9 protein-coding genes are annotated in these 13,634 nt (G+C 34.8%); all 9 read left to right on the forward strand.

Annotated elements, in window-relative coordinates:
- Window positions 1-86: 86 nt before the first annotated feature.
- The 9 genes from BOW55_RS04240 to BOW55_RS04280 all read left to right on the forward strand — a co-directional run bounded on the left by BOW55_RS04240 (window position 87) and on the right by BOW55_RS04280 (window position 13,415).
- Window positions 87-647: a hypothetical protein gene (locus tag BOW55_RS04240; protein ID WP_129023108.1), complete on the forward strand. Its 561-nt coding sequence runs from the start codon at window positions 87-89 to the stop codon at window positions 645-647.
- Window positions 648-739: 92 nt separating this feature from the next.
- The gene (gene metH / locus BOW55_RS04245; RefSeq protein WP_129023109.1) at window positions 740-3,415 is read left to right on the forward strand and encodes a methionine synthase; all 2,676 of its coding nucleotides are present in this window, start codon (window positions 740-742) and stop codon (window positions 3,413-3,415) included.
- Window positions 3,416-3,572: 157 nt separating this feature from the next.
- Window positions 3,573-4,529: a methylenetetrahydrofolate reductase [NAD(P)H] gene (gene metF / locus BOW55_RS04250; protein WP_129023110.1), complete on the forward strand. Its 957-nt coding sequence runs from the start codon at window positions 3,573-3,575 to the stop codon at window positions 4,527-4,529.
- A 199-nt stretch (window positions 4,530-4,728) separates the two neighbouring features.
- Window positions 4,729-5,382: a class I SAM-dependent methyltransferase gene (locus BOW55_RS04255; protein WP_129023111.1), complete on the forward strand. Its 654-nt coding sequence runs from the start codon at window positions 4,729-4,731 to the stop codon at window positions 5,380-5,382.
- Window positions 5,383-5,533: 151 nt separating this feature from the next.
- Entirely contained in the window at window positions 5,534-6,757 is a 1,224-nt protein-coding gene (locus BOW55_RS04260; protein ID WP_129023112.1) for a dicarboxylate/amino acid:cation symporter, read from the forward strand.
- Between the two features lie 89 nt (window positions 6,758-6,846).
- Entirely contained in the window at window positions 6,847-8,256 is a 1,410-nt protein-coding gene (locus BOW55_RS04265; RefSeq protein ID WP_129023113.1) for a pyridoxal-dependent decarboxylase, read from the forward strand.
- 292 nt (window positions 8,257-8,548) lie between these two features.
- Window positions 8,549-10,894 (forward strand): TonB-dependent receptor, encoded by a 2,346-nt coding sequence (locus tag BOW55_RS04270; protein ID WP_129023114.1) that lies wholly within the window; start codon window positions 8,549-8,551, stop codon window positions 10,892-10,894.
- A 35-nt stretch (window positions 10,895-10,929) separates the two neighbouring features.
- On the forward strand, window positions 10,930-12,174 hold the full coding sequence (locus tag BOW55_RS04275) for a DUF4374 domain-containing protein (protein WP_129023115.1): 1,245 nt from the start codon (window positions 10,930-10,932) through the stop codon (window positions 12,172-12,174).
- Window positions 12,175-12,254: 80 nt separating this feature from the next.
- Window positions 12,255-13,415, forward strand: coding sequence for a PepSY domain-containing protein (locus BOW55_RS04280; protein WP_129023116.1), 1,161 nt, complete (start codon window positions 12,255-12,257; stop codon window positions 13,413-13,415).
- Window positions 13,416-13,634 lie beyond the last annotated feature (219 nt).

Below are 13,634 nucleotides of genomic sequence, written 5' to 3' on the forward strand. Positions count from 1 at the left end.
TTTCCGTTTTCTATAAGGTTTTTAAAATCTTGCAGAAAAGAAAATAAAAAATACTTGTAAAATTTTGCAAATAGTCGTTAAAAGAGATGAAAAACAATAGAATTCATTACATCATAATACCTGTTTTGATGGTACTTTTTGCTGTATACTCTTTTAAGAGAATACATAAAGGTAAAGAAATATCGTCTAAAATGGATACTGAGATGTCTTATCCTTTAGTTCAAATTGGCAACTGTTATTCATACAGAGAAGAGGATAATTATTATGGAGTAATTATTGTTGAAGTTGCAAAAGATCACATAATATCAGTTGGAATTTTAGAAGAAGTTAAAAAACAAATATTTGCTATTAGAGATTTTGAAAGAGGTAAGCTAATATATGCTAAGAGTGAAATACTGAAAGGTTATCCAGTTATTGGATTGTGGAAAGGATTTTTTTCGGACGAGGATTTGAAAATTTTTAATGAAAATTTCCAATTTGTTGGAAAACTTGAATTGGATAAATCTAAACTTGAGGAAAATGGAGGTGGAACTTTAATTAGTGGTTCACAAATAAATTTAAGAAAATTACAGAATCCTAATTTTTTAAAAAGTTTCGTAATATATAGGGAACCTGTAGAAAATGTATTAAAAAATAATGTTGAATAATATCTAAGCAATTTACAAAGATTGACAGCTTAGATTCAAAATAAAAAAACTTAGAACCTTAGTATCTCAGGATCTTAGTAACTTAGAAAGAAATGACAGAAAAAAGAAGAGACCTTGTATTATCAGGATTAGAACCGTTGATTATTACGCCGGAAAGTGTTTTCGTGAATGTTGGCGAGCGTACGAATGTGACAGGTTCAAGAAAATTCCTAAGATTGATCAAGGAAGAGAAATATGACGAGGCGCTTGATATTGCAAGACAACAAGTAGAGGGTGGAGCACAAATCATCGATATTAATATGGATGAAGGAATGCTTGACGGAGTTACTGCGATGACTAAATTTCTAAACTTAATTGCTGCAGAACCAGACATTTCGAGAGTGCCAATTATGATCGACAGCTCGAAATGGGAAATCATTGAAGCGGGTCTTAAAGTAGTGCAAGGAAAAAGCGTTGTAAACTCGATTTCATTAAAAGAAGGAGAAGAAGCTTTTATTCATCATGCGCGACTAATAAAACGTTACGGAGCGGCGGCAATTATTATGGCATTTGACGAAGTTGGTCAGGCAGATAATTACGATCGTCGAGTGGAGATTTGTCAGCGTTCGTATGATATTTTGGTGAACAAAGTAGGGTTTCCTCCGCAGGATATTATTTTCGATTTAAATATTTTCCCGGTTGCAACGGGAATGGAAGAACATCGCTTAAACGCTTTGGACTTTTTTAGAGGTACAAAATGGGTTCGTGAGAATTTACCTCACGCACATATCAGTGGTGGAGTGAGTAACGTTTCGTTTTCTTTTAGAGGAAATGATACGGTTCGTGAAGCGATGCACTCGGTGTTTTTATACCACGCCATTAAAAACGGAATGACAATGGGAATCGTAAATCCAGAAATGCTTACGATTTATGATGATATTCCGAAAGATTTATTAGAACACGTTGAGGACGTAATTTTAGATAGACGCGACGATGCTACAGAACGACTTTTAGATTTTGCTGAAAACGTAAAAGGCGAAGTAAAAAGTGATGAAAAAGCGGTTCAGGAATGGCGTTTTGGAACGGTTCAGGAGCGTATTACGCATTCATTGGTAAAAGGAATTGACGCTTTTATTGAAGAAGATGTTGAAGAAGCACGTTTGGCAGCAACAAAACCAATCGAAGTTATCGAAATCAATTTGATGACGGGAATGAATGTGGTTGGAGATTTATTTGGAAGTGGAAAAATGTTCCTGCCTCAGGTGGTAAAATCGGCTCGTGTAATGAAAAAGGCTGTTGCCTATTTATTGCCATTTATTGAAGCAAGTAAACAAGCGGGAGACAAACAAGGAAATGGAAAAATCCTGATGGCAACTGTAAAAGGTGACGTTCACGATATTGGTAAAAACATCGTTTCGGTGGTTTTGGCTTGTAATAATTACGAGATTGTAGATCTTGGTGTTATGGTGCCTCCAGAAAAAATCATTGCGGCCGCTATCGAACATGAAGTTGACATTATTGGTTTAAGCGGATTGATCACGCCTTCGCTTGACGAAATGGTGTATTTGGCCAAAGAATTAGACAAACAAAATATTAAAATCCCGATTATGATTGGTGGGGCAACAACTTCGCGTGCGCATACCGCCGTGAAAATTGCACCACAATACAGAGAAACTGTAATTCACGTAAATGATGCTTCGAGAGCCGTTACTGTAGCTGGAAACTTGTTGGATCATAACCGAAAAATATATGCAAGCGATATTCGTGCAGAATACGATTCTTTTAGAGAAACATTCTTGAATCGTTCAAGAGATAAAAATTTCCTAACGATTGAAGATGCCCGTAAAAACAAATTACCATTGGATTGGTCGGAATACACGCCGACTAAACCAAAAGTAATTGGAGCACAGACCATCGAAATAGAACTGGATGTTTTGGTTCCGTATATCGACTGGACGCCATTTTTTCAAACTTGGGAATTGTACGGAAAATATCCGGCAATTTTAACAGATGAGGTTGTGGGCGAACAAGCAACATCTGTTTTTGCTGATGCTCAGGCAATGTTGAAAGTAATCTTGGAAGAGAAAAAACTAAAAGCAAAAGGTATTTACGGAATTTTTCCTGCGAATCAGGTTGATGACGACGATATCGAATTGCGTGACGAGAACGGAAAAGTTTTGGAGAAATTCTTAACACTTCGTCAGCAGTCACAAAAAACAAAAGGCGCTCCAAACATCGCTTTGGCCGATTTTATTTTGCCAAAAGAAAGCGGAATAGAAGATTATATGGGAGCTTTCTGCGTAACAACCGGTTTTGGTGTAGACGAATGGGCAGCCGAATATGAAAAGAATCTAGACGATTATAATTCGATCATGGTAAAAGCACTTGCGGATCGTTTTGCTGAGGCTTTCGCCGAATATCTTCACGAGAGAGTACGTAAAGATTTTTGGGGTTATGATTCAGAGGAATCTTTAACCAACGAAGAATTGATTAAGGAAAATTATAAAGGAATTCGTCCGGCACCAGGTTATCCGGCTTGTCCAGATCACTTGGAAAAACCAACGATTTGGAAACTTTTAAATGTGGCTGAAGAAATTGGAGTGACCTTGACAGAAAGTATGGCGATGTGGCCAGCTTCATCGGTTTCTGGATATTATTTCGGAAATCCGAAAAGCCGATATTTCGGACTCGGAAAAATAAAAGAAGATCAGGTAGTAGATTACGCCAAACGACGCAATGTCCCAACGGATTACGCAATGAAATGGTTAAATCCTAATATAGCAGATTAAAATATAGTCATAAAGTCAAAAGTCATAAAGTCTCAAAGAATGTGACTTTCGACTTTCGACATTCAGACTTTAAACTAAAAGATTGATTTACGTTTTTTGATTTCAGATTTTTTACACGAACGATTCAAAAACATAATCATAACTCATAACTTAAGAAATGAAAGTAACAGAGCATATAGAAAACGCCAAAGGAAAAACATTATTCTCATTTGAACTTATTCCGCCTCAAAAAGGAAAAAGTATTCAGGAATTATACGATAATATCGATCCGTTGATGGAGTTTCAACCGCCGTTTATTGATGTAACAACTTCTCGCGAAGAGTATATTTATATTGATAAAGGTAACGGGCTTTTAGATAAAAAATTGACTCGTATGCGTCCGGGAACGCTAGGAATTTGCGCTTCTATAAAACATAAATACAACGTAGACACCGTTCCACATTTACTTTGCGGCGGATTTACACAGGAAGAAACCGAATATATGCTGGTTGATTGTCAGTATTTGGGAATCAACAACGTAATGGCGCTTCGTGGTGACGCTATGAAAGACGAACAATCTTTTGTGCCAAAAGCCGGCGGAAATCATTTTGCAATTGATTTGGTTAAACAAATTAATGATTTGAATTGTGGAAAATATTTGCACGAATTGATGGATACAGATAACAAAGCTGATTTTTGTATTGGCGTTGCGGGTTATCCTGAGAAACATTTAGAATCACCATCATTACAATCTGATTTAAAAAGATTAAAAGAAAAAGTAGATGCCGGGGCAGATTATGTGGTAACACAAATGTTTTTTGATAATTCGAAATATTTTGCTTTCGTAGAAAAAGCGAGAGAAATAGGTATTACAATCCCAATTATTCCAGGAATTAAACCAATTGCAGTACAAAGGCATTTGCAAATTCTGCCTCAAATTTTCAGAATTGATTTACCTGAAGATTTAATCGATGCAGTTTATAAATGCAAAAACAACGCTGAAATCAAGCAAGTCGGAATCGAATGGGCGATTCAGCAGTCACTTGAATTAAAAGCTGCCGGAGTTCCTGTTTTACATTATTATTCAATGGGTAAATCCGAGAATATTCGTCAGATCGCGAGTCAGGTTTTTTAAAAGTTTTCGACTCAAACTTGTCATTTCGACGAAGGAGAAATCTCCGCAAGTAACTCCACAAAGAGAATCCAATCTTTATAGAGCTTCTAGTGCGATTCCTCGTTCCTCGGAATGACAAAAATGGCATAAAATTGGAATTCAGACGATAACGAATTCTCGAAGGATTTTGTTTAATTTAGAAGTTTAAAATTTTCGTGCAATGAAACAAGAAGAACTACAAGCCATAGCCTCTCAGTTAAAACTTCCAACAGGAGAAAAAGGAATCGAAATGGGAAATATGATGAACGAAACGAACATCAATATGACACGCCATTCGATTCAAAATCTGAATATATCAAACGAAAATAAAATTCTAGAACTGGGTCACGGAAATGCGGGACACGTAGAGTTTTTATTCGAGCAAGCTGAAAATCTGAAATATTACGGACTGGAAATGTCGGAATTGATGTTTCAGGAAGCGCGCCAAACTAATCGAAATTTTGTTTCTCAAAAACAAGCTTTCTTTTCGCTTTATGACGGAAATAAAATTCCGTTTGAAAATGATTTTTTTGATAAAATATTTACGGTAAATACGATTTATTTTTGGCAAAAGCCGGAAGAATTATTAGCAGAGATTTACAGAGTACTAAAGCCGAATGGGAATTTCTGTTTAACATTTGCGGAAGAAGATTTTATGAAGCAACTTCCATTTACACAATTTGAGTTTGAGCTTTACAGCACAGAAAAAGCGCAGGAATTGATTAAGAAAACGCCTTTTAAAATCGTCTATACAGAAACCCAAACCGAAAAAGTAAAAAGCAAAACAGGAGAATTAGTCGACAGAGCTTTTACTACGATTGTTCTGGAGAAATAGATTTTTTTGCCACAGATTAAAAAGATTAGAAAGGATTTTTTAATCTGTGTTAATCCTTTAATCTGTGGCAAAAAAAAAAATCTTCGCAGTTTTTTGAGTACTTTCATTACGTTATTATTTAATCTTTCTGAATTATAATCCTTAAAATTTTATGGAAGTTAAGAAAATCAATTTTTTACAGAGTTACAGCAGCATACTTTTGCTTCTTGGCGGTATTATTATAGGAAGTATTTTAGGATTGGTATTTGGAGAAAAAGTTTTGATCATAAAACCGATTGGCGATATATTTCTAAATTTACTTTTTACGGCAATTATCCCGCTTATCTTTTTTACGATTGGTTCTTCAATTGCCAATTTAGAAAAAACAGAGAAACTTGGAAAGCTGTTTATTATAATGATATTGGTTTTTCTCGCGACAATTCTTATTTCTGGCATTGTAATGATCTGTGCCGTTTATCTTTTTCCAATTCATCAAGATATTGCTATTACCAAAGTTCCGTTTGAAAACGTTCAATCCGGATCAGCTGGAGATCAAATCGCAAAGCTGCTTACGGCAAATGATTTCTTCGAATTATTGTCACGAAAAAGCATGCTGGCATTGATTATATTCTCATTTTTAATTGGCTTTGCCACATTACAATCTGGTGAAAAAGGAAATGCTTTCAAAAGTTTTCTGGATTCAGGAAACGAGGTAATGAAACAGCTTTTGAATATTATAATGAAATTTGCCCCAATTGGTTTAGGAGCTTATTTTGCTTATCAAGTTGGTATTTTTGGACCGCAGTTGTTTGGAGTTTATGCAAAACCTATGGCTGTTTATTATGCTGCCTGCATCTTTTATTTCTTTGTATTTTTTAGTTTGTATGCACTGGTTGCCGGTGGAAAAAGAGCTTTCAAAGTTTTTTGGAGCAATAATGTAACCGCTTCATTAACTGCCGTTGGAACTTGCAGCAGTATTGCAACAATTCCGGCAAATCTCGATGCTGCACAAAAAATGGGAATTCCTGCGCATGTTCGTAATTTGGTGATTCCGCTTGGAGCACCTTTGCATAAAGATGGATCGAGTATGTCATCTATTTTAAAAATAACTTTTTTGTTTGCCATGTTTGGAAAAGATTTTACAGATCCTATGACAATTCTTTTGGCTTTAGGAATTACAGTTGTAGTTTCAATTGTGGAAGGTGGAATTCCAAACGGAGGTTATATAGGAGAAGTTTTAGCCATCACCGTTTATGGATTTCCGATGGAACAGGCATTGCCAGTTGCCATGATTCTGGGAACTCTGGTTGATCCAATTGCTACTTTACTAAATGCAAACGGCGACGTAATTTGTTCTATGATGGTTTCCAGATTTTCAGAAAAGACCAAATGGTAGCTTTTTAAGTACGTTTTACATTTTCACATTAAATATTAATTAACCTGTTTTCTACTGAAAAATCAGTATGAAAATCAATACTATATAATATGAATTCAATACTGCAGCATGATCTAAAAAATTTCGAAGTTATCTTAGAAAAAGCAAAACAACAAGGAATTGATTTCTTGAATAATCTTGAGAATATTCCAACTTCAAGCAAAAATAAAGTAGATACAAACCGTGCTTTAAACGAATTAGGTTTGGGCTCTGAAGAAGCTTTAATAGAATTTAATGAAAGATTAGTCCCTTTATTAGTCTCTTCGCCAGGCCCGCGTTATTGGGGTTTTGTAACTGGAGGATCAACTCCCGCTTCAATTGTAGGCGATTGGCTGTCGTCGATTTACGATCAGAATACGCAGGCAGTTGTGGCACAGGGCGGAAATTCGGCATTAATAGAATTCGAAACCATTCATTTATTACTTCAATTACTAGAACTTCCAGATACATTCATGGGCGGATTTGTTACTGGAGCAACCATGTCAAATTTTACTTGTTTAGGAGTGGCGAGACAATGGTTTGGAAAACAATTGGGGAAAGATTTTGCTAAGAATGGAATTTCAGAAACGATCAATATATTGACAGCAATGCCGCATTCGTCTTCTTTAAAAACATTATCAATGTTAGGAATTGGAAGTCAGAATTATACAGTTGTAAAAACAATTGAAGGTAACCGTGAAGCAATTGATATTGTTGATTTAGAAACAAAAATAAAAGAATTAAATGGAAAACCTTTTATTTTAATTTCTAGTGCAGGAACCGTAAATACAGCAGATTTTGATGATTTTAAGGAGATTTCAGCTCTTAAATCGAAATATAATTTTTGGTGGCATATTGATGCAGCTTTTGGTGGTTTCGCTGCAGTTTCAGAGAAACATAAGCATTATGTAGAAGGCTGGCAAGGCGCAGACAGTATTGCTGTTGATTGCCATAAATGGCTAAATGTTCCTTATGAAAGTGCATTTTATTTGGTAAAAAAGGAACATATTAATCTGCAAATCGAAACGTTTCAAAATTCGAATGCTCCTTATTTAGGAAACCCGCTTGAAAATTTTAATTATTTAAACGTTCTTCCAGAAAACTCACGTCGTTTAAGAGCCTTGCCAGTTTGGTTTTCTTTAGTAGCTTACGGAAAAGAAGGATTTTGTGATATTATTGAAAAAAGTGCTTTACTTGCGCTGCATTTTGGAAATGAGCTTATTGAAGACAGCCGCTTTGAACTTCTTGCTCCAATTCGTTTAAATAATGTTTGTTTTACTTTAAAAGGAGATGAAAATCAAGATAAAGTTGCTCAATTCTTAACGCAGCTAAATGATACAGGAAAAGTATTTATGACGCCAACTGTTTATCAAAATAAAAAAGGCATTAGAGCTTCATTTGTAAATTGGAGAACTGCCGAAGAAGATATTAAAATTGTAATAGAAGAAATGAAAAATATAATTTCAGATTTGGATTTATAAAACCTAAAATAGAATTTTTGAAGCCCGTTTATGTATTAAGCGGGCTTTTTTTATGCGCTAAATTCTGTTTTTCCTTAAAAAAGTGTTCGGTAATTTAACTTTTATGATCGGTAATCTTAATTAAATATTAAGCTAAAGTTAATTATTGATTAAGAAAAGCTGTTTTTTTTATTGATTGTTGAGTTTAAAAGTTAATTATTATTCTTATTTAGAATAATTAAAAATAGTTTGGAAAAGCTGTTGAAAGAGGCTAAGTTTGTTGTCAATTTAATTTTCAAACCATATTTATCTGATGCAAATAAGTAGATTATTACTCTTGATCACGATTATTTTTACCTCACTTCAAGGGTACTCACAAAAAAACAAAGTAAACTTAACCGGAGTTGTTTTAACAAATCAAGGCAAGCCAGCTGAAGGCGTTTCAGTAGCACTAAAAGGAACCGCTTACGCAACACTAACCAATACTAAAGGAGAATATAAAATTAATGCCGAAAGTGGAGACTATATTTTATTGATTACTCATGTTGGTTTTAAAACTACAGAAGCGGCAGTTTCGCTTAAACAAGGCGGCAAACCAACTCAGAATATAACAATGGAGGAAGATATGGCAGCTCTAAACGAAGTTGCTGTAAAAGGAAAGTCTAAAGTACAGCGCGCCAGAGAGCAGGCATACAACATTACTTCTGTCGATCTTAAAAAAACATACAATACAACTGCCGATTTAAATCAGGTTTTGAACAAAACTACAGGAGTACGTATTCGTGAGTATGGAGGATTAGGATCTGCATTCAACTTTTCATTAAACGGTTTCTCAGGAAATCAAGTTAAGTTTTTTCTTGACGGAGTGCCTATGGATAGTTATGGTTCGTCGCTTACTTTAAATAATATTCCAGTAAATATGGCCGAAAGAATCGATGTTTACAAAGGTGTTGTTCCTGTAGAATTGGGCGCAGATGCTTTGGGAGGAGCTGTAAATATTATTACCAATAAAAATGTAAACCGCTATATCGATGCTTCTTACAGTTATGGTTCTTTTAATACGCATAGAGCGGCTGTAAACACTAGATTTTCGGGTAGAGATGGGTTTATTGCTAATATTAATGCTTTTGCAAATTATTCAGACAACGATTATAAAGTAGACGTAAGTGTTGTCGATAAAAATACTTCGAAGTTTTTGCCTGAACAAAAATACAAACACTTTCATGACGGTTACAAGTCGGGAACTATAATGGCCGAAGCAGGATTTAAGAACAAAAGCTTTGCCGATTATTTGCTTGTTGGTTTTGCTATGTCTGGCAATAAAAAGGAAATTCAGCAGGGAAGATCTATGCAAAAAGTGGTTGGACAGGCATTTACAGACAGTGAAAGTTTTATCACTTCTTTAAAATATAAAAAAGACAATCTTTTTACTAAAGGATTATCGTTAAATGTAAACAGCACATACGCTTTGGTAAACAACAGATCTGTAGATACATCGTCAAGAGTATATGACTGGACAGGGAATTATGTATACCGACAATTTGCAGGAAACAGTGATAAAGGAGAGCTGGGAAACAAGAGTATTTATGTTTATGATGAAGAAAATGCCCAGTTGACGACTAATTTAAAATACCAATTGAGCGAGCAGCATTCACTGGCTTTAAATTATTCGTATTTAGGTTATAAACGTAAAGAAACAGATGAGTATTTAACAGTAATTGAGCTTGGTAAACCAACCATTAATAAGAATATTTTAGGGTTGGGGTATAACTTCAGCGGTTTAGATAATCGATTGGCAATTTCTGCTTTTGGAAAAATGTTTGATTTAGAAACCAAAATGATTTCTGGCGGAATAACACAATCCACAACATCGACTAATTATGGTTATGGAGCTACTTCGGCATACCATTTATCAGATAAATTACAAATAAAAGGATCTTATGAACATGCTTATCGTTTGCCGGCAGCAATCGAAATGCTTGGAGATGGTTTAACTGTAAACAGCAATATTGGTTTAAAACCAGAGAGCAGTGACAACGCAAATTTAGGGCTTGCTTTTATTCTTCAAAAAGAAAAAAATTACTTTAATGCCGAAACTAGTTTAATATACAGAGAAGCAAAAGATTTTATTAGAGAAAGGCAAGATGGCGATAAAACGGTATTTGAAAACTTGCAAAATGTACAAGTTTCAGGTATTGATGGAGTTCTTCGATACGGTTACACCGATTTACTTACGTTCGAGGTAAATGCAACATACCAAAAGAGCCTTAACAAAAACAAATACAAAACAGGAACAACAAGTCCTGATGCTTTGTATGATGCGCAGTTACCAAACGTTCCAATTTTTTACGGAAATGCTGATTTGACTTTTAATTTTAAAAATGTCAAATATCAAGGAGATAAACTTTCCTTGAATGTAAGCGCAAATTATATCGATGCTTTTTATTTGACTTGGCCGGTTTTAGGTGAGTTAGAAACTAAAAAAGCTATTCCTGAACAGTTTACCCAGAATGCAATGGTTGCCTATTCTTTTTTGAAAGGAAAATACAATCTCGCATTCGAATGTAGAAATATTACTGATGTTAAGGTTTACGACTACTTTAAAGTTCAAAAGCCAGGACGTGCTTTTGCCGTTAAGTTCAGGTATTTTCTTCAGTAATTAAATTTTAATAATAACCCTTAATAATTATAATCATGTTAGTAAACAAATTCGCAAAATGCTTTGCATTGGGCTTTCTGTCATTATCTATTTTTTCATGCAGCAGCGATGATTCATCTTCAAAAGAAGAGTCAGCAGTAAATGGTGCAAAATACGTTGCATCATATTGGTTAGACGATTACACACAATATATATTAGATTTTAACTCTACAGATCAATTAATGACCGGCGAAATCAGCGCCAAAGGAGTTGGAATTGAGCAAGAAGGAAGCTGTTTTCCAGTACAAAATACTTTTTTTGCATTGAGTACAGGAGATGAAGGATCAGTTTCATTTCATCTTAACAGCGCAGGAAAACTAGTTCCAGGCGGAAAACTAGCTTTCGAATCGTCGTACGCAGTAGGTTATACTGATGATAAAAAAATGATCAATATTGGTGCTACTTGGGACGGAAGTTCGTCAGATTACGAACTTATGATTTACAATCCAGCAACGGTTTCAATCGATGGTCGTAAGTTTAATGACTTTAGCGTGACTCCTGGAAATAAAAACATTTTATATTGGCCAACTGGAGCTGCAGTTTCTGGCGACAAACTTTTTGTTCCTGTTTATACTAAAGATGTAAGCGAGAAGAAAAATGTAGTATTATCTTCAGATGCAGTTGTAAGAGTTTACAAATATCCTTCTTTAGAATATGTTACAACAATAAAAGATACAAGAACAACTGCAATTGGAATGTACTATACTAATACAGGAATTGTACAAACTGAATCTGGAGATATTTATACTTTTTCATCTAATGCACGTGCAGGAGGTTATCCAGTTACAGCTGCAGCTTCTGGAGTTTTACGTATTAAAAAAGGAGATGCTAAATTTGATCCAGGATATTTCTTTGATCTTGAAGCAAGTACTATTAAAGGAAAAGTTTTAGCAGCATATCCATTAGGCGGAGAGAAAGTTTTTATCTCTTATATTCCTGCTTCTGTTGATCCAGGAAAATCAGTTTATAGTTTCTTAAGCACACAAACCATATTCAAGTCAGCAATTCTTGACTTATCAGCAAAAACTGTTTTAGCGGTTACAGGATTACCTGATCATGGTGGTGATGAGTTTTTTGGAGTTGGAAGTTTGTTTGTTGAAAACGGAAAAGCTTACAAAAGTTTCGTAACTGGCGATGAAGCTCGTGTTTATCAAATTGATATTGCAACAGGTAATGCAAAAGCTGGAGCTCTTATTAAAGAAGGTCTTTACTTACCAACAATTGGTAAACTTACTTTCTAAATTCTAATCTATTATAGATGGCTTGAAGTATCTTAAAAGATGCTCAAGCCATTTTTTTCTTTTATTAAATTATAATTTCAATGACTGTTATTAAAAGCCGCACGGGTAAACCGCCAAATAAAGGAAAATCACGTTTTAGTAAAATTAATGCCTGGCTGCATTTATGGCTGGGTCTTGCTTCAGGAATAATTGTGTTCATAATGGCAATTACAGGTTGCATTTTAGTTTTTGAACAAGAAATAAAAGAGTTGACTTCACCATACTTAAATGTTGAAGCACAAAGCCCGGAAAAACTGCTGCCGCCTTCAAAAATTTACGCTGCCGTTCAAAAAGTACTGCCAAATAAAGAAATTCATGGAGTATGGTATAATGGTTTAGATAAATCGGTTAAAGTTGATATTGAATCAGATTCATTGATTTATGTAAATCCGTATAACGGCAAAATTACTGGAATGGTCGATCATGAAGATTTCTTTCATATTATCGATGAAGGACATCGAAATCTTTGGCTGGAGCGTGAAATAGGAGCGCAGATAACAGCTTGGGCAACTTTCATTTTTTTCTTTTTATTGATAAGCGGACTTATACTTTGGTTTCCAAAAAAATGGAATAAAACAACGGTTAACAACAGTTTTAAAATAAAATGGAGCGCCAAACTCAAACGTTTAAATTATGACTTGCATAACGTTATGGGATTTTATGTCATCATTTTGGCTTTGCTGATTTCTTTTACAGGATTATTAATGAGCTTTCATTGGCTTCGCGAAAGTACTTATTGGATAAGCGGCGGCTGGGCTGATGAAAAGGACAAAAAAGAACAGATTGTTTCGGTTAAAAATGATACAATTTCTAAACAGCAAATAGATAAGCTGGCCGGAGCTGATTTTATCTGGAAAAAGGTACGAACGGAAATTGCTAAGGAAAATAAAGAAGCGGTTATCATTCATTTTCCTGATGAACCCAAAGACGATTATTATGCTTGTACAGATATGTATAAAGGAATTTGGAGAGATTTATATTTTGATTCAAAAACATTAGAACTGCTTCCAAAATCTGAAAAATACATTAGTGATGAACGTTTCTCAGATTGGTTAATGAGATCAAATTACAGTCTTCATATTGGCGCAATAGGCGGATTGACTACAAAGATTATCTATTTTACAGCAAGTTTAATATGTGCAAGTCTTCCTATTACTGGTTTTTACATCTGGTGGGGAAGAAAGAAAAAGCAAAAAAAATAACATTGAATACTTTTTAAGTTTCTATTTGTTTGGTTAGTTGGTTGAAAGTCTTTTGCAAGAAATAATATTCTGCAAGAGACTTTTTTTTGTTTTAAAATAAAGAAAACAAACAATCATATTGTCAGGCTGAGCGAAGACGAAGCCCCGCAAAGTGATTTAGCATATGTGAGCTTCGACTTCGCTCAGCCTGACAACTCTGACTTCATTCGGCCATATAGA

It is taken from the genome of Flavobacterium sp. YO12, from assembly GCF_004119495.1.
In the GTDB taxonomy this organism is placed as follows: Bacteria; Bacteroidota; Bacteroidia; order Flavobacteriales; family Flavobacteriaceae; genus Flavobacterium.

What these genes read in the sequence shown, in the direction of transcription:
- BOW55_RS04275 (WP_129023115.1), top strand. Translation starts at nt 10,930, where the DNA reads ATGTTAGTAAACAAATTCGCAAAATGCTTTGCATTGGGCTTTCTGTCA.
- BOW55_RS04265 (WP_129023113.1), top strand. Translation starts at nt 6,847, where the DNA reads ATGAATTCAATACTGCAGCATGATCTAAAAAATTTCGAAGTTATCTTA.
- metH (WP_129023109.1), top strand. Translation starts at nt 740, where the DNA reads ATGACAGAAAAAAGAAGAGACCTTGTATTATCAGGATTAGAACCGTTG.
- BOW55_RS04260 (WP_129023112.1), top strand. Translation starts at nt 5,534, where the DNA reads ATGGAAGTTAAGAAAATCAATTTTTTACAGAGTTACAGCAGCATACTT.
- metF (WP_129023110.1), top strand. Translation starts at nt 3,573, where the DNA reads ATGAAAGTAACAGAGCATATAGAAAACGCCAAAGGAAAAACATTATTC.
- BOW55_RS04270 (WP_129023114.1), top strand. Translation starts at nt 8,549, where the DNA reads ATGCAAATAAGTAGATTATTACTCTTGATCACGATTATTTTTACCTCA.
- BOW55_RS04280 (WP_129023116.1), top strand. Translation starts at nt 12,255, where the DNA reads ATGACTGTTATTAAAAGCCGCACGGGTAAACCGCCAAATAAAGGAAAA.
- BOW55_RS04240 (WP_129023108.1), top strand. Translation starts at nt 87, where the DNA reads ATGAAAAACAATAGAATTCATTACATCATAATACCTGTTTTGATGGTA.
- BOW55_RS04255 (WP_129023111.1), top strand. Translation starts at nt 4,729, where the DNA reads ATGAAACAAGAAGAACTACAAGCCATAGCCTCTCAGTTAAAACTTCCA.